This is a genomic window from Streptomyces sp. NPDC016851, from assembly GCF_055562795.1.
In genome coordinates this window covers 57,634-72,330 of the sequence record NZ_JBVHEP010000015.1, presented here as the reverse complement: position 1 = coordinate 72,330, position 14,697 = coordinate 57,634, and the positions used below count along the sequence as shown (strand labels likewise).

15 protein-coding genes are annotated in these 14,697 nt (G+C 70.0%); 9 read left to right on the top strand and 6 right to left on the bottom strand.

The features are described from left to right. Nucleotides 1–524: 524 nt before the first annotated feature. Nucleotides 525–977, bottom strand: coding sequence for a hypothetical protein (locus ACZ3I3_RS23785; protein WP_467368139.1), 453 nt, complete (start codon nucleotides 975–977; stop codon nucleotides 525–527). A 152-nt stretch (nucleotides 978–1,129) separates the two neighbouring features. Next, on the bottom strand, nucleotides 1,130–1,771 hold the full coding sequence (locus ACZ3I3_RS23780; protein ID WP_467368137.1) for a DUF2218 domain-containing protein: 642 nt from the start codon (nucleotides 1,769–1,771) through the stop codon (nucleotides 1,130–1,132). A 112-nt stretch (nucleotides 1,772–1,883) separates the two neighbouring features. Here ACZ3I3_RS23780 and ACZ3I3_RS23775 point away from each other — a divergent pair, with 112 nt between their 5' ends. Then, nucleotides 1,884–2,561 (top strand): TetR/AcrR family transcriptional regulator, encoded by a 678-nt coding sequence (locus ACZ3I3_RS23775; protein ID WP_467368136.1) that lies wholly within the window; start codon nucleotides 1,884–1,886, stop codon nucleotides 2,559–2,561. A 159-nt stretch (nucleotides 2,562–2,720) separates the two neighbouring features. After that, nucleotides 2,721–3,245 carry a DUF4396 domain-containing protein gene (locus tag ACZ3I3_RS23770; protein WP_467368134.1) on the top strand — a complete coding sequence of 175 codons (525 nt, stop codon included), beginning with the start codon at nucleotides 2,721–2,723 and terminating at the stop codon, nucleotides 3,243–3,245. Between the two features lie 33 nt (nucleotides 3,246–3,278). On the opposite strand, the gene ACZ3I3_RS23765 is transcribed toward ACZ3I3_RS23770, so the two are convergent. The 3 genes from ACZ3I3_RS23765 to ACZ3I3_RS23755 all read right to left on the bottom strand — a co-directional run bounded on the left by ACZ3I3_RS23765 (nucleotide 3,279) and on the right by ACZ3I3_RS23755 (nucleotide 5,931). Further along, the gene (locus tag ACZ3I3_RS23765; protein WP_467368132.1) at nucleotides 3,279–4,511 is read right to left on the bottom strand and encodes a GNAT family N-acetyltransferase; all 1,233 of its coding nucleotides are present in this window, start codon (nucleotides 4,509–4,511) and stop codon (nucleotides 3,279–3,281) included. A 116-nt stretch (nucleotides 4,512–4,627) separates the two neighbouring features. After that, nucleotides 4,628–4,930, bottom strand: a complete 303-nt coding sequence (locus ACZ3I3_RS23760) for a putative quinol monooxygenase (RefSeq protein WP_467368130.1) — start codon at nucleotides 4,928–4,930, stop codon at nucleotides 4,628–4,630. A gap of 14 nt (nucleotides 4,931–4,944) precedes the next feature. Then, on the bottom strand, nucleotides 4,945–5,931 hold the full coding sequence (locus tag ACZ3I3_RS23755; protein WP_467368128.1) for a carbohydrate kinase family protein: 987 nt from the start codon (nucleotides 5,929–5,931) through the stop codon (nucleotides 4,945–4,947). Nucleotides 5,932–6,176: 245 nt separating this feature from the next. Between ACZ3I3_RS23755 and ACZ3I3_RS23750 the strand changes: the two genes are divergently transcribed. The 6 genes from ACZ3I3_RS23750 (at nucleotide 6,177) to ACZ3I3_RS23725 (ending at nucleotide 11,387) form a co-directional block, all read left to right on the top strand. Further along, nucleotides 6,177–7,193: a substrate-binding domain-containing protein gene (locus ACZ3I3_RS23750; protein ID WP_467368126.1), complete on the top strand. Its 1,017-nt coding sequence runs from the start codon at nucleotides 6,177–6,179 to the stop codon at nucleotides 7,191–7,193. Between the two features lie 229 nt (nucleotides 7,194–7,422). After that, nucleotides 7,423–8,436, top strand: a complete 1,014-nt coding sequence (locus tag ACZ3I3_RS23745; RefSeq protein ID WP_467368124.1) for an ABC transporter permease — start codon at nucleotides 7,423–7,425, stop codon at nucleotides 8,434–8,436. After that, the gene (locus ACZ3I3_RS23740) at nucleotides 8,433–9,260 is read left to right on the top strand and encodes an ATP-binding cassette domain-containing protein (protein WP_467368122.1); all 828 of its coding nucleotides are present in this window, start codon (nucleotides 8,433–8,435) and stop codon (nucleotides 9,258–9,260) included. Before ACZ3I3_RS23745 ends, ACZ3I3_RS23740 begins: the two co-directional genes overlap by 4 nt. A 77-nt stretch (nucleotides 9,261–9,337) precedes the next feature. Further along, nucleotides 9,338–10,360, top strand: coding sequence for a LacI family DNA-binding transcriptional regulator (locus ACZ3I3_RS23735; protein ID WP_467368120.1), 1,023 nt, complete (start codon nucleotides 9,338–9,340; stop codon nucleotides 10,358–10,360). 423 nt (nucleotides 10,361–10,783) lie between these two features. Further along, on the top strand, nucleotides 10,784–11,173 hold the full coding sequence (locus tag ACZ3I3_RS23730; RefSeq protein WP_467368118.1) for a hypothetical protein: 390 nt from the start codon (nucleotides 10,784–10,786) through the stop codon (nucleotides 11,171–11,173). Beyond that, nucleotides 11,055–11,387, top strand: coding sequence for an alpha/beta hydrolase family protein (locus tag ACZ3I3_RS23725; protein ID WP_467368353.1), 333 nt, complete (start codon nucleotides 11,055–11,057; stop codon nucleotides 11,385–11,387). The genes ACZ3I3_RS23730 and ACZ3I3_RS23725 overlap by 119 nt, the downstream gene beginning before the upstream one ends. A 175-nt stretch (nucleotides 11,388–11,562) precedes the next feature. Here the strand turns inward: ACZ3I3_RS23725 and ACZ3I3_RS23720 are convergent, their stop codons facing one another. Then, complete coding sequence (locus ACZ3I3_RS23720; RefSeq protein ID WP_467368116.1) at nucleotides 11,563–12,735, bottom strand: PQQ-dependent sugar dehydrogenase; 1,173 nt, start codon at nucleotides 12,733–12,735, stop codon at nucleotides 11,563–11,565. A gap of 519 nt (nucleotides 12,736–13,254) precedes the next feature. Between ACZ3I3_RS23720 and ACZ3I3_RS23715 the strand changes: the two genes are divergently transcribed. Then, nucleotides 13,255–14,283, top strand: a complete 1,029-nt coding sequence (locus ACZ3I3_RS23715; protein ID WP_467368115.1) for a YncE family protein — start codon at nucleotides 13,255–13,257, stop codon at nucleotides 14,281–14,283. Nucleotides 14,284–14,697: the final 414 nt, after the last annotated feature.

Below are 14,697 nucleotides of genomic sequence, written 5' to 3'. Positions count from 1 at the left end.
CGGAACTGGTGACGCCGAGGCCGCGGCCCTACCAGAACCTCGGGGAGGGCGGCGACCGCCGTCGGCCCGGCCTCGGCGGGTGGCTGGTGAGCGACCTGCGCCGTCATGCGGGCAGCCCCGTCCACGCCGCACTCCTCGGCCCCATGGTGCCGATGCGGCCCATGAGGCACCACATCGCTCGCCGTCGCCGGCCGTCCGAAGTCCGTGGCGACGGCGGGTGTCGGCCGCTGCTCTTCGAACTGCCCATGCGGGAGGGTGCACAGCCCGAGCATGACGAGCAGAGCTCCGGACAGCAGACCGAGGAGCGGGCGCCGCCGACGCGAGCGGGCCGGGGCGGGTGTGGGGGTACGGGAGTGTGTCGGCACAGGTTCTCCGTGCGCTCGTCCCTTTCGGCAGCGGCAGCCACGGCAGACGGGAACGGCAGGCATGGGTGGGGGAAGTACGGCGTCGAGACGCGGCGCCCACGTGCCCGGAGGCAGGCGTGGCCGGAGCAGCCGCAGGGAGAAAGAAGAAGGCTGCTGTGGCTAGACCTGCTGGACCACGGACAATCTCAGAGCGGACGACGACACGGCAGACAGCGCCGGTCCGTCGAGGCTCGGCCTGCCCGAACCGCGCCCGATGCCGGTCGATTCGGCGACCGACACCGCGGAGCACGGCGGTGTCAGCACCGGACCCTGCTGCGGCTGGCCGGGCACGCAGTGCTCACCGGTGTGCGAGGCGCCATGACCGCCGCCCGGCTCACCTGCCGCGACGAGCTGCGGCGCGGCCTGCTCGCCCTCGGCTCCGAGGGGCTCCTCGTGCGACGGGGCCACGGGCGCCGCCGCGCCGGTCACCAGGTGTCCTGCCGTGCTCTCGGCGCTCAGTCCATGGGCGGACACGACGCCGAACAGCAACACGACCATGGCCAGCACGCGCAGCAACGGACCCGCAGACGCGCGGGCCCGCACCAGGCGCGGGAGTGACCAGGCCGTAATCATGCCGTGATACTAACGGCTCGTCGACCTTGGTCCGCCAACTCGCGTGGTACAGCGCGTTAACGAGCCACACACATGACCGGTTTGCTTCGGCGGAGATCATGGACCGGGTCAACGGCCGGTGTCACAGCGGGTGTCGCCGTGCCGCAGGGGTTTCAGCGGCCCTTCGAGGCCCGGCCGCGGCGGACGGCGAACCCGCCCAGAAGCGCAGCCTTCACCAACACAAGGGCCAGAAGGCCGCCGGCGGCCCAGCCGGTCCACCGCCAGTTCGACAGGAGGACACCGCCGAGCCCCAGGTGGACAGCGAGGACGATGGCGACGACGGCGAGGATGCCCACCACCTTGAGACGACTGCCGCGCGCCCCGGAACCAGGTGCCGAGGGCAGCCCGTCGCCGACGTGGCGGGCTACGGGAGAACCCGTGGCAGAGTCGGTTGCCTCCCAGTTCACCCGCAGCCGGTCGCGCCGGCCGAACCTCTCCACGTGCCCGGCGACGAGGTCCCGCAGCCGCCGCAGGTCGTCTTCTTCGGCTGCCTCGACACGCAGAACCAGCACCCCTGGGACGGCGCGCAGATCGATCTGCCCCCAGGGGAGGTCGACGTGTCCCTCGGCGTCGGACCACTCGACCTGCGCCCGCTCCGCCGCGGCCCGCATCTCGCGGAGCGCCTGCTCATCACCGCCCGGATGACCGTGGAGCCGTCGGCCGAGGTGGCGGCCCTTGGTGGAGAAGTGCTTGCACAGCTGGACGAGGTACCGGCTGGGCCGTTCGGTCTCGACACGGGCTTCGGCGGTCGGCATGGCTTTGTGTCCTATCGTCCGGGTCCCCCGGTGGCGGCCTCAGCTTTATCGAGACACAGTGTCTCTGTCAATGCACAGTGTCACAAGGTCGGCGGATCGTATGCTTGGGCTCGTGCCCAAGCTCTGGAGCGAGACGATCGACGCGCACCGCACCGCCGTACGCAAGGCGGTCCTCGAAACCACCGCGGCACTGGTGGCCGAGCACGGGCTGACATCGGTGACGATGTCGCGAATCGCCAAGGATTCCGGGATCGGCCGCGCCACGCTGTACAAGTACTTTCCGGATGTCGAGTCGATCCTCCTCGCCTGGCACGAGCAACAGATCAGCCACCACCTCGACCACCTGGCCGAGGTCCGCGACCGGGCCGAAGGTGCCGGAGCGCGCCTGGAAGCGGTACTCCGGGAGTTCGCCCTCGTCTCCCGAGGATCACGGCAGCACCAGGACGGCGAGATGGCCGCGTTCCTGCACCGTGACCGCCAGGTCAGCCAGGCCCGGCAGCGACTCCACGAGATGATCGAGGACCTGCTGGCCGACGGCGCGCGATCCGGCGAGGTCCGCGACGACATCGCTCCCGGGGAGCTTGCGAGCTACTGCCTGCACGCCCTCAGCGCGGCCGGCGACCTGGCGTCCGAGGCCGCGGTGCACCGGCTCGTCACCGTGACCCTCACCGGGGTACGGCCGGGCGGCGTCGACGCATCGGACACTCCCCCACACGCCGACGCCACCGCGCATGCGCCGCACCACGCTCGGCACGGCGCCGCCCATGACGGCCGCTCGGCTCGTTCGTAAGCACGCCGACGCCAAGACACAGGACCCTTCGAGCGGCGCCTCCCAGCCATGCCCATTTCCGATACCGAGCGGCTGGCCATATACCCCTGGGGGGTATATGGTTCCTGACTGCGGGGTCCAAGGAACGGGCCACACTCGACGGGATTGGGGAAGCAGGTCATGGACCACACCGATCACCACGCCGGCACCGGGCACGACCACGCCGCCCACGAGGGTCACCACGGGCACGCGGGCCATGACGGGAACGCCGGAGCGTCCTGGGGAACGGCGGCCAAGGCGACGCTGCACTGCCTGACCGGCTGCGCCATCGGCGAGATCCTCGGCATGGTCATCGGCACAGCCCTGATGTGGGACAACGTGCCCACCATGGCCCTGGCGATCGCGCTCGCGTTCCTCTTCGGCTACTCCTTCACGCTGTTCGCGGTCCGCCGGGCCGGCCTGGACTTCAAGACCGCGCTCAAGGTCGCCCTCGCCGCCGACACCGTCTCCATCGCCGTGATGGAACTCGTCGACAACGGCATCATCGCCCTCACACCCGGCGCGATGGACGCCCACCTGTCCGACGGGCTGTTCTGGTCGGCACTGCTGGGCGGCTTCGCGGTCGCCTTCGTGATCACCACGCCGGTCAACAAGTGGATGATCGGCCGCGGCAAGGGCCACGCCGTCGTCCACGCCTACCACTGACGATCAGTCTGTACAGGGCCGGTGGGCGTGCGGTCAGAACCAGTGCAGGCAGTGCGGGGGACGATCGGCGCGGAAGAGGGCGTCGGCGAGGGCGGCCGCGCCCGGCTGGTGGGCCCGGACGTGTCCGGCACGCACGAGCGTGCTCGGGGCGGTGCCGCCGAGGTAGACCGAGCCCAGGTCGCGTACGTCCAGGGACAGGTCGGGCTCCCGGTCCGTCGGGACGCAGTCGGCCTTGCCCTCCTGGACGGTCAGCAGGTAGCGGCCGTGTTCGCCGAGGAACGGGTCGTCGACGTCGAGGACGAGTTCGCCGTCCGTGAACCAGCCACGTGCGGTCAGCGCCTGCGGGATGTCCAGGAGCCGTACCCAGAGCCAGTCCATGTCGTCGCCGACCTGGCCGGCGCGGAAGTCCGCAAGCTGCCATCGCAGCGGGTGCTCGCGCGGGACGTGCTTGAACACGACCTGAGTGACCAGGTCGTGTCCGAGTACGAACCGGGCCAGGGCCGTGAAGGCGGCGGGGTCGGTGGCGATGGTCTCGTCGACCGTCAAGGTGTTGGCGTCGTCGATCGAGTAGCTGGCGTACCCGTCCGGGACGCCGTCGGCATCACGGTGGACGGCGATGTAGCGCGGCGCCGGCGAGATCGGGGGCTGCCCCGCACGCAGGGTCCACCAGCGGTGCGGCCGGGACAGCGCGCCGGGCTGGGCGCGGCGATACCGGTCGTACACCTCTTCCAGGAGCTCGCCGCACTCGGCACGGCGCAGTACCTCGACCGAGCCATCGTCCGAGCCGGCCGCCGGGGCGCCCGCCGTGGTGCGGGCCCGGAGAGCGGCGGGGGCGGCCCGGTGGCGCGGCACCGTCAGCTGCTGCGTGTAGGTCGCCGGTCCGTAGCCGAACCTGCCATAGATCGTGGCTTCGGAGGCCAGCAGCACGGAGAGGAATTCGCCTCGGGCCCGCAACTCGGTGAGCTGGTGCCGCATCATCGTGCTGAGCACACCTCGGCGCCGGTGGGAGGGCAGGACGCCGACGGCGGTCACACCCGCGGCCGGGACGAGGGTCTCACCGGGCAGGGTGAGTTCGAAAGGGTAGGTGGCTGCGGTGCCGACGGGCCGCCCGTCCGCCGTCAGGGCGAGCAGGCAGCGGTCCATTTCGAGCGCCGACCACCAGAGCCCGCCGCCCTCGACCGGGGTTTCCGGGAAGCGCCCGAACGCGGCATGGACGGTGTCGACGAAGACGTCGAGATCCTCGTCGGTCGTGGAACGGATCTCCATTGCGGCCGCTGCCTCCTCGGGATGCCTGCACCACGACTCGTGGTCTGCCGCCACAGTGCAGCGTCGGCCCGTGGCCCGGTCAAACGAATTACGGCTCAGACCCTCGAGAGCGCCCGCTACGGGCGCGTGTCCAGGGGATCGAGGAACGTGAGCACCGAGGCGTCCTCCTCGATCAGCGGGGTGAGGGCGGCGTTGAACGGGGCGCCGTACGGGGCGTCCAGGTGTGCCTTGAAGGCGTCCTCGTCCCGGTACACCTCGAAGATCCAGTAGGCGCGCGGGGCGGCCGCCTTGGTGTAGACGTCGAAGGCCAGGTTTCCTTCCTCTTCGCGCACCTTCAGGGCGTACTCCCGGATCAGGCGGGCCACCTCGCCCTCCGTTCCCTCGCGGGCGGTGAACTCGGCGAGCAGGGTTTTCGTCATGGTTGCCTGTCCTTTCAGTGGGTGGAGTCGAGGTGCCGGACGACGGCCTCGTCCGTCGTGAGTGGCGCCAACCGGTCCTGCCACGGCGGGTTCGGGCCGGCAACCGAGCAGGTCAGGGCCGCGACGCGCGTGGCGAACAGACAGGCCGCTTCGACATCGCCGAGGCGCAGGTCCGTCAGCCTGCCGCCGAGGAGTCCGCGGGCGCCGAGGTGGTGCAGCAGTCCCGCCGTGAAGGAGTCCCCTGCCCCGACCGTGTCGACGACCTGCGTCGGCACCGCGGGCACCCGCACCCGTTCCCCGTCGAGTGAGGCCAGGGCGCCGTCGCCGCCGCGCGTGATCACGACGAGGCGGGCCCCCGCCGCGTGCCAGGCGTCGCACGCCTGCTCGGGCGGCGTCCCGGGCAGCAGGAGCTCCAGGTCGTCCTCGCTCAGCCGCAGCACGTCCGCGAGGTCGCACCAGTGCGCGAGCCGGGCGCGGTAGACCTCGGGGTGCACCAGGAGGGGGCGGACATTGGGGTCGATGCTGATGGTCGCGTGGGGCGCGGCCGTTGCCAGGAAGTCCTCCACCACCCCGGCCCCGGGTTCCTTGACCAGGGCGAGTGACCCGGTGTGGACGCAAGCGGTGCCGGTCAGGTCCACCCCGGCCAGTTCCGCGCTCGTCCACTGCCAGTCCGCGGTGGCCTGGGCGTGGAAGGAGAACGCGGCCTGCCCCTGGGCGTCCAGCTCGGCCACGGCCAGTGTGCTGGGCTCGGCGGCCTCGACGGCGTGCGACAGGTCCACGCCGGACGCCTCCAGGTGGGTCCGGAAGAGACGGCCGAACACGTCGCCGGACAGCCGGGCGAGGAAGCCGGCCGGGGTGCCCAGCCTGGCCAGGGCCACCGCCGTGTTGGCTGGTCCACCGCCCGGCAGGACACGCAGGGCGAGTTCGTTCCGGGTCCCTGCGGATGCGGTGAACGCGTCGGCGACGCACTCCCCGAGGACGGTGATCCGAGGCGGGCACATGGGCGGCTCTTCTCTTGGGACGCGCCGGTGAGACGGGCACGTTGCGGGCAGTCCCTGGAGCGATTCGGGCGGGCGGCGGCCACGGCGTTGCCGATTTGTGACGGGTGAAAGGCATTGACGTTGCCTGAAGGCGGAGTCCATCATCCTCGCCAAGCAGTGTCAACGCTGACATGAGTCAACGATGACACCTCGGGCGGCATGCGCCCGATGCCGGCCGCTCGTCCGCAATCCCGCAGGAGTCGTTCATGTCACGTATCTCTCGTCTGCCTTCCTCCATGCTCAGAGTCGCCGCGTGCACGGGCATCGCGGCTCTCACCCTGACCGCCTGTGGATCCGGATCCGGATCGGGCACCGCGGAAGCCGGATCGGGCAGCGTCAAGGTCGGTCTGATCACCAAGACCGACACCAACCCGTTCTTCGTGAAGATGAAGGAAGGCGCGGAGAAGGCCGCCAAGGAGAACGGCGTCCAACTCGTCACCGCGGCGGGCAAGTTCGACGGGGACAACGCCGGGCAGGTCACCGCCGTCGAGAACATGGTCGCCTCCGGGGTGAAGGGCATCCTGATCACGCCGAGCGACTCCAAGGCGATCGTGCCGGCGATCGAGAAGGCCAAGGCCAAGGGTGTTCTGGTCATCGCCCTGGACACCCCGACCGACCCGGAGAGCGCGTCCGACGCCCTCTTCGCCACCGACAACCTCAAGGCGGGCGAGCTGATCGGCGAGTACGCCAAGGCCGCGATGAAGGGCAAGACCGCGAAGATAGCCGCCCTCGACCTCGCGCCGGGTGTGTCCGTCGGCGTGCAGCGGCACAACGGTTTCCTCAAGGGCTTCGGCGCCACCGACAAGGACGTCGCCTGTGCTCAGGACACCGGCGGCGACCAGTCCAAGGGCCAGACCGCGATGGAGAACTGCCTCCAGAAGGAACCCGGCATCAACGTCGTCTACACCATCAACGAACCGGCCGCGCTGGGCGCGTACACCGCGCTGAAGGCCAAGGGCCGGGAGAAGGACGTGCTGATCGTCTCCGTCGACGGCGGCTGCACCGGCACCAAGGCCGTCAAGGACGGCAAGATCGCCGCGACCTCGCAGCAGTACCCGCTCAAGATGGCGGCCGAGGGCGTCAAGGCCGTCGCGACGTTCGCCAAGGACGGCAAGAAGGCGTCGGGTTACACCGACACCGGCGTCACGCTGATCACCGACAAGGCGCAGGACGGCGTCACCTCCAAGGACACCGCCTACGGCCTGGACAACTGCTGGGGCTGAGCCGCCGGCCGACCCCCGGCTGCCGCCGTGGCCGCCGCCGTTCGACACCCCTCAGCGGGGCGGCCGGCCCCTCCTCCCCGACCGGGGACGGCCGCCCCCTCGTCCTCCTGCCGTCCGACAAGGACTGACGTTCCCGTCCGACACGGACCGGTCTTCCGGACCGACACGGACTGACCTTCCCGTCCGACAAGGACCGGCAAGGACTTCTGTCTTCCGACAAGGACCTCGCATGACTGCCACGTCCACGCCACCCTCCACGTCCTCCCCGTACGCAGAGCTCAAAGCACCGACCACGGTCCGCAGACTGCTCATGCAACCGACCACCGGCCCGCTGGCCGCCCTCCTCCTGGCCTGTGTCTTCTTCTCCGTCTCGACCGACCAGTTCCTCACGGGCGGGAACTTCTCGCTGATCGTGCAGCAGGTCATGGTCGTCGGCACCCTCGCCATCGGCCAGACGCTGATCATCCTCACCGCGGGCATCGACCTGTCCTGCGGAGCGGTGATGGCGTTCGGCAGCATCGTGATCGCCAAGATGGCGGCCGAGGGCTCCCTGCCGCCGCTCGCCGCGATCGCGTTGGGCCTGGTGGTCTGCGGCGGCTTCGGCCTGCTCAACGGCGCACTGGTGCAGAGGATCCCGCTCCCGCCCTTCATCGTCACCCTCGGCATGCTCAACGTGGCGTTCGCGCTGACCCACATCTACTCCGAGGAACAGACCGTCACCAACCTGCCCGGCCCCCTGACGGCTCTCGGGCAGACCTTCCCGCTCGGCAAGACCGACATCACCTACGGCTCGCTGGTCACCATCGCCCTCTTCCTCCTCTTCGCCTACGCGCTGAGCAGCACCGGTTGGGGCCGGCACGTCTACGCCCTGGGCAACAGCCCGGAAGCGGCGCGGCTGAACGGAATCCGCACCTCGCGGCTGACCATCGGCGTCTACACCGTGGCCGGCCTGATGTACGGCGTCGCCGCCCTGCTGCTCATCTCCCGCACCGGAGTGGGTGACCCCCAGGCCGGCCAGACCGACAACCTCGACAGCATCACCGCCGTGGTGCTCGGCGGCACCAGCCTCTTCGGCGGACGCGGCTCGGTCCTGGGCACGTTCATCGGCGTCCTCATCGTCGGCGTCTTCCGCAACGGCCTGCAGCTGATGGGCGTCGCCTCCATCTACCAGACGCTCATCACCGGTGTCCTGGTGATCCTCGCGGTGACCGTGGACCAGATCTCCCGGAAGAAGGCCCGATGACCTCCCCGACCCCTGTCCTTCAGGCCCGTGGTCTGGTCAAGCGCTACGGCCATGTCACCGCCATCGACGGCGCCGACTTCGACCTGCTGCCCGGCGAGGTCCTCGCCGTCATCGGCGACAACGGCGCCGGCAAGACCAGCCTCATCAAGGCCCTCACCGGCGCGGTGGTCCCCGACGCGGGCGAGATACGCCTGAACGGTGAGCCCATCACCTTCTCAGGCCCGCAGAGCGCACGCGCCCACGGCATCGAGACGGTCTATCAGGACCTGGCCGTGGCCGCGTCGATGGACATCGCCTCCAACATGTTCCTCGGCCGCGAACTGCGCCGCCCCGGCCTCCTCGGCAACGCCTTCCGCATGCTCGACAAGAAGCGCATGCGGAAGGAGGCCGCCGAGCACATGGCCGACCTGAAGATCGGGCTGCGCTCGCTGACCCAGTCGGTCGAGACGCTCTCCGGCGGACAGCGGCAGGCCGTCGCGGTCGCCCGGGCCGTGGCCTGGGCCCGCAGTGTCGTCGTCATGGACGAACCCACCGCCGCGCTCGGCGTCAAGGAGTCCGGACAGGTCCTCGACCTCATCCGCCGCGTCCGCGACAAGGGCATGCCGGTCGTCCTGATCAGCCACAACATGCCCCATGTCTTCGAGATCGCCGACCGGATCCACGTCCACCGGCTGGGCAGGCGGGCCGCCGTGATCAAGCCCTCCGACTACTCCATGGCGGAGGTCGTCGCCATCATGACCGGCGCGCTCAGCGTCGACGCGGCCGGAGATACTGTCGTTGCGGATTCCGCGGCGGCGAAGGCCGCCGGAGTCCAGGCCACTTGACAGCTCAACCCCGCTCTCGCATGTTCCGGCCGAGGCCGCGGCCGGAACCCGGGAGCACTCAGGAGACGGTTTCCTCCATGGCAGCGAGCCGCCGCCCCACCCTGGCCGATGTCGCACGAGAAGTCGGCGTCAGCGCCAAGACAGTCTCGCGCGTCCTCAACGAGGACGGTCCCGTCTCGGCGCAGACGCGGGAACAGGTACTGGCCGCGGTGGCCAAGCTGGGCTTCCAGCCGAACCTCATGGCACGCAACATGCGCGTCGGCGGCCCGGACACCACCATCGGACTGGTCATCCCCGACCTCGGCAACCCCTTCTTCGGAGCCGTGGCCCGCGCCATCGAGGACACGGTCCGCGAACGCGGACTGACCCTGCTCATGGGCTCGTCCGCGGACGACCCCGACCGCGAACGCGCCCTGACGGACAAGTTCCTCGCCCGTCGCGTCAGCATCCTCGTCGTCGTGCCGTCCGTCGGCGCCGACCACTCCCCTCTCAAGCCCCACCGCAGGTCCGGGCTGCCCGTGGTCTTCCTCGACCGCCCGGGAGTCGGCCTGCCCACGGACAGCATCGTCAGCTCCAACCGCGCCGGGGCCCAGGAGGGCGTCGCCCACCTCATCGCCCACGGGCACCGCCGCATCGGTTTCGTCGGCGACCTGCCGGTCAAGCTGTACACCCGCCGCGAGCGCCTCGCCGGATACCGCGCCGCGCTGCAGGAAGCCGGCCTCCCCTACGACCGCTCGCTCGTCGCCAACGCCCATGACCAGCCGGGCGCCGAGGCCGCGACCGCCCGCCTCCTCGAACTGGCCGATCCCCCCACCGCCCTGTTCGCCGGCAACAACATCATGGCGCTCGGCATCGTCGCCCAACTCGCCCGCGGCAAGCGCAAGGACGTGGCGGTCGTCGCCTTCGACGACGTCTCACTCGCCGAGGCACTCGAACCGGCCCTGACCGTCGTCGCGCAGGACCCCGAAGAACTCGGCCGCAGCGCCGCGGCCACCGCCCTGGCCCGCCTCGACGGCGACCGCTCCCGCGCTCGCACCATCACCGTTCCCACCCGGCTGATCGTCCGCGGCTCGGGGGAGCAGGCCGCGCCCCGTCCATAGGCATCAGGCCGTCCCCGCGCCCATCGACCGCAGCGTCGCCACCGACCTGGTCTCCGTGCTGAGCCATATCTGAGATCCGACTGGGATTCATGACCCTGCCCCGCCGGGTGAGTTGCCCGGCGGGGCAGGGGCATGACGGAGGTTCGACGGTCAGCAGGGGGAGTTGGTCTGGGTGAGCAGACCCATCCGCCAGGGCAGGCGTATGTAGTTGTCCCCCGACCCGTCGGCTCTGGGGTCCACGCCCTGGTAGACGTACTGCAGTCGGCACGGAGCCGCCGGTGAGGCTGGGCGAGGTGAAGGAGCGGAAGTAGCGCCGCCGGCGACCTTGTACACATTGGTCGCCTCGAACAGTCCCTGCACGCCTGGACCGCCTGGACGGCCGCCCACGACACCACGTACGGCCTCGGCGACACCCCCGACGCCGTGCTGGACGCGGTGGAGGGCATCCAACAAGCGGCAGCCGAGGAACCGTTGCGAGTCGGGGACGCCCGGCTCGTCGAACACTTCGTGCCGCTCGTCTACTTCAACGGCCTTGCCAGCGATCTCGACGAGCGTCGGGCCGCGTTGGCCGCCACCATGCAGGTCCTGGCACGCGCCGCCGACCGCGACCCCACCGTGCGGCCGGGCCCAGAGCTGGCCGAGCTGCTGACGTTCCGGACGACCGAAGCGGGCTCGGGGCAGCGCACAAGCCGCCATCATCTGCGGGGGCGTCGCCACCCGGCGCTCGATCGGCAGCTACTGGCACAACATCCAGGCCAGCCGCGTCGCCTACCCCTTCGCCGGTCCGCTGACGAACAACACCTCCCCCTGTGAGTTCTGGGACCGGCCGGCCGAGGCACCGACCGTGCTCGACAACGACGTACCGGCGCTGCTGGTAAGCGCCACCGGCGACCCCCGCAGCATCCACCCCGGAGCACTGCGGTACGCAACCACGACTGATCACCTTGCCGCCTGCGCGGACAAACAGGTCAACGCCTACCTGGCCACCGGCAAGCTGCCCGAACACGACCTGACATGCCGCAAGTAGCCGCCACCCTCGACCGGCTCCGGATGGGTCTCGCTGCGCACCGGCGGCAAGGACACCGCCGGCAACACCTTCAACCAGACCGTGTTCCGGGCCTACCGGTACCAGCTCGGCTGACCGCCTGCCGGGGCCGGGTGGGAGGTGGCGCTCCATCTCCCACCCGGCCCCGGCCCTACGGTCAGTCCGCCCGCGGTGCGACGCGCTCGAAGCCGACGCGGTGCAGTTCGCCGGTTTGGTCGGTGATCACGTACAGCTCGCCGGACCGGTCTTCAGCGAACGAGCTGACCTGGGTCGGGAACTGACCGATCGTGGCGCTGCGGTAGGTGCCGTCGCCGTTCCCGCGCACTGCCCATGCGGTCCCGGAGCACCAGTCGGTCGCTACGTAGGTGCCAAAGGCGAGGCGGGCGTGCCGTTGGCCACGGTAGACGTGTCCGCCGATGACCGAGCAGCCGTCAACGCCGGTCTGGTAGTGGAATATCGGGTCGGTGTACTTGGCGTCCGGTTCGCAGCGTTCGGCGTTGAACACCGCGGGCCCTTCCTTGCAGGACCAGCCGAAGTTGAGCCCGCCGCGCCCGGCCCTGGTGTGGTTGATCTCTTCGAACGCGCTCTGACCGACGTCGCCCACCCAGAGGGAGCCGTCGAGCTTGTCGAACGAGAACCGCCACGGGTTGCGCAGACCGTAGGCCCAGATCTCCGGCCGGGCCCCGGGCGTTCCGACGAACGGGTTGTTCTTCGGGACGCAGTAGGGGAGCTCGCCGCAGGAGCGACTCACATCCAGGCGCAGGATCTTGCCGAGCAGCGTGCCGAGGTTCTGCCCGCTGCCCAACGGGTCCCCGCCGCCTCCGCCGTCGCCGAGGCTCCAGTACAGGTAGCCGTCAGGGCCGAACGCGAGCTGGCCGCCGTTGTGGTTGGTGAACTGGGAGTGCTCCTGGGTGAGCAGCACCTGCTCCCGCGCCGGGTCGCCGAGCGGGACCCGGGACAGCGTCAATGCTCCGTCCGGCCGGCTGGTGTAGGCCACGTACACCTGCGAGGTCTTCCGGAAGTCGGGCGCCGGGACGATGCCGAGCAGGCCGCGTTCGAAGCCAGTGCTGTTCACCCGGTCGCTGATGTCCAGCACTGGGTCGGCGGCGAGCCCGTCCTTCGGGTGGAAGGGCCGGACCGTGCCGGCTCTCTCGGCGATGAGCATCCGCCCGCTGTGGTCGTTGGCCGCGACCATCGCGACCGGTTGCTTCAGACCGGATGCCACCGGGGTGGTGACCACCGTCAACTGGTCCAGAGGCACACCGTGACCAGAACCGTCCGGCGCTGCGGACGCGGCCGGCACGACCGTGGCAGACAGCAGAGCAGCCATCGTCAACACGAGGCCTACTCGTCTGAGTCCTGACATTCAAGCTCCTTTGTTGGGGGCTTCCGCGATGGCGTCCCGTTGCGTGGGTGTGGCCGATCGAGGTTCAGGTGTGCGCGGGCTTGCTCCCGGGGCGCACACCCACGAGGGGCTTCCGCTTCCTGCGCATGAGGCGGGCCATCGTGCAACTCTCCCTGACAAACGGGCAGTTCAATAGAGGAGGTGCGCGGCGGCCTTGTCGCCGACGGCCCTTGAGAGTCCGTAACGCGATCAGCTCGCTCCTGCCGTGCGACGACGCCGATGGGTTTGGTCGGCGTCGTCCTGCTCGGGTCTTTCCGCTCGGTGCGACCCTGGCTGGGTGACGGGGCCCGCGGGGGCCGGCGGTTCAGCCCGTGTGGGTGCCGGCGCTCTGGCGAAAGTCTGGACGCCACGGTTCCGTGTCGATCAGACTCATGCCTGGACGCGAGGGCCGCGGTCCCGTGCCGGCGACGATGACGGGCTGTCGAGAGATCGAGGTGAGGGACTGTGGTAACGCGTCGTACGGTGATCAAGGCAGCGGGCGCCGGAACGTTAGCGAGCGGGCTGACCACGCCGGCTGCCGGTGCTCCCCGGGCGGCGGAGGCCGACGTACTGGTGGTGGTGGAGAAGGGCAGCCACGCGGTCGGTTTCTACGACGCCGCGTCGGGGCAGCGCCTGCAGACCGTCGGGCTGCCCGACTATCCGCATGAGATGGTCGTCGACTCGCGCGGGCGATTCGCCTATGTCGGGCACTACGGAGTGCGCATGTCCTCCGTCGTCGGCGAGGGCGGCGCCGCGGTCTTCGTCATCGACCTCGTCGAGCGGTCCCTGGCCCGGACCATCGACACCCGGCCGTTCAACCGCATCCACGGCATGGGCATCGACCGCCACGACCGGCTGTACGCCCTGAGTGAGGAGAAGGCGGTACTGCTCGGTTTCGACGCCCCGTCCACCGACCAGGCACCGACCAGGGCGGTACCCACGCACGGGGTGAAGACCCATCTGTTCACGCTCAGCCGGGACGGCGAACGAGCCTACGTCACCGGCCTGTTGTCCCACACGGTGAGCCTTGTGCGCCCCTACGACGCCTCCGTCCCACCGCTCCTGGTGACTCCCGGCCAACTGCCCGAGAGCAGCTGTCTGAGCCGGGACGAGAAGACGCTGTTCGTCGGTGCCCGTAAGAGCTCCTCCCTGGTCGCCATCGACGCGCGCACCATGAAGGTGCGGCGGAGCCGGAAGGTGGGCGGAGACCCGCTGCGGGTCTACACCCTCGACGACGAGCGGCTGTTGGTGACGGACATAGTCGCGGGCACCCTCACCGTGTTCAGCACCGACCTGCGGCCGGTCCGCTCCCTTCAGCTCGACGGGACCCCGGCCGCCGTGTCACTGCACCCCGGCAAGCCCCTGGCGTATGTGTCCCTGCTGGGCACCAACCGGATCGCCACCGTCGATCTGGACCGGCTTGCCGTCGTCGGCGGCTTCGGCACCCAGCTGGAACCGGACTCTTCGGTGCTGCTGCCCGCCGCCTACTCCTGAGGCCGACCACCCTGGGTTCGGGACCAACTCGGCAGGCCGGGGATGCAGGTGCTTGAGGTGGTGGACGAGGGTCCAGGGCCCCTCGGGGCGGCGCCCCTTCGACGCGCTGGACGGCCACCCCGTCCAGGTCGAGCAGCAACGTCGTATCGTTGTTCAAGCCCGTGGCCCCTGCATGATCGTTCTGCGTGAAGAACAGAAATGATCATGCGCGGGCTCTTCGCATCCAGGGCCGGCACCCCGCAGACCGAACACCGACCGTGACGACACCCCCGCCGCCAGGGTCAGCCACACCGCTCAACCGCGAAGACCCTGATTGTTGGAACCTGTTCGGTTCCGTCGCAGGACAGTAGGCAGGCGACATGACCTCGTCAAGAGCTACCCGAGGTAATACATCCCATGACGAGCATCCCTGCC

Bases quoted from the DNA above. Each gene is read 5' to 3' on its own strand.
- ACZ3I3_RS23785 (WP_467368139.1), bottom strand. From the start codon at position 977: ATGATTACGGCCTGGTCACTCCCGCGCCTGGTGCGGGCCCGCGCGTCT.
- ACZ3I3_RS23780 (WP_467368137.1), bottom strand. From the start codon at position 1,771: ATGCCGACCGCCGAAGCCCGTGTCGAGACCGAACGGCCCAGCCGGTAC.
- ACZ3I3_RS23770 (WP_467368134.1), top strand. From the start codon at position 2,721: ATGGACCACACCGATCACCACGCCGGCACCGGGCACGACCACGCCGCC.
- ACZ3I3_RS23765 (WP_467368132.1), bottom strand. From the start codon at position 4,511: ATGGAGATCCGTTCCACGACCGACGAGGATCTCGACGTCTTCGTCGAC.
- ACZ3I3_RS23760 (WP_467368130.1), bottom strand. From the start codon at position 4,930: ATGACGAAAACCCTGCTCGCCGAGTTCACCGCCCGCGAGGGAACGGAG.
- ACZ3I3_RS23755 (WP_467368128.1), bottom strand. From the start codon at position 5,931: ATGTGCCCGCCTCGGATCACCGTCCTCGGGGAGTGCGTCGCCGACGCG.
- ACZ3I3_RS23750 (WP_467368126.1), top strand. From the start codon at position 6,177: ATGTCACGTATCTCTCGTCTGCCTTCCTCCATGCTCAGAGTCGCCGCG.
- ACZ3I3_RS23745 (WP_467368124.1), top strand. From the start codon at position 7,423: ATGACTGCCACGTCCACGCCACCCTCCACGTCCTCCCCGTACGCAGAG.
- ACZ3I3_RS23740 (WP_467368122.1), top strand. From the start codon at position 8,433: ATGACCTCCCCGACCCCTGTCCTTCAGGCCCGTGGTCTGGTCAAGCGC.
- ACZ3I3_RS23735 (WP_467368120.1), top strand. From the start codon at position 9,338: ATGGCAGCGAGCCGCCGCCCCACCCTGGCCGATGTCGCACGAGAAGTC.
- ACZ3I3_RS23720 (WP_467368116.1), bottom strand. From the start codon at position 12,735: ATGGCTGCTCTGCTGTCTGCCACGGTCGTGCCGGCCGCGTCCGCAGCG.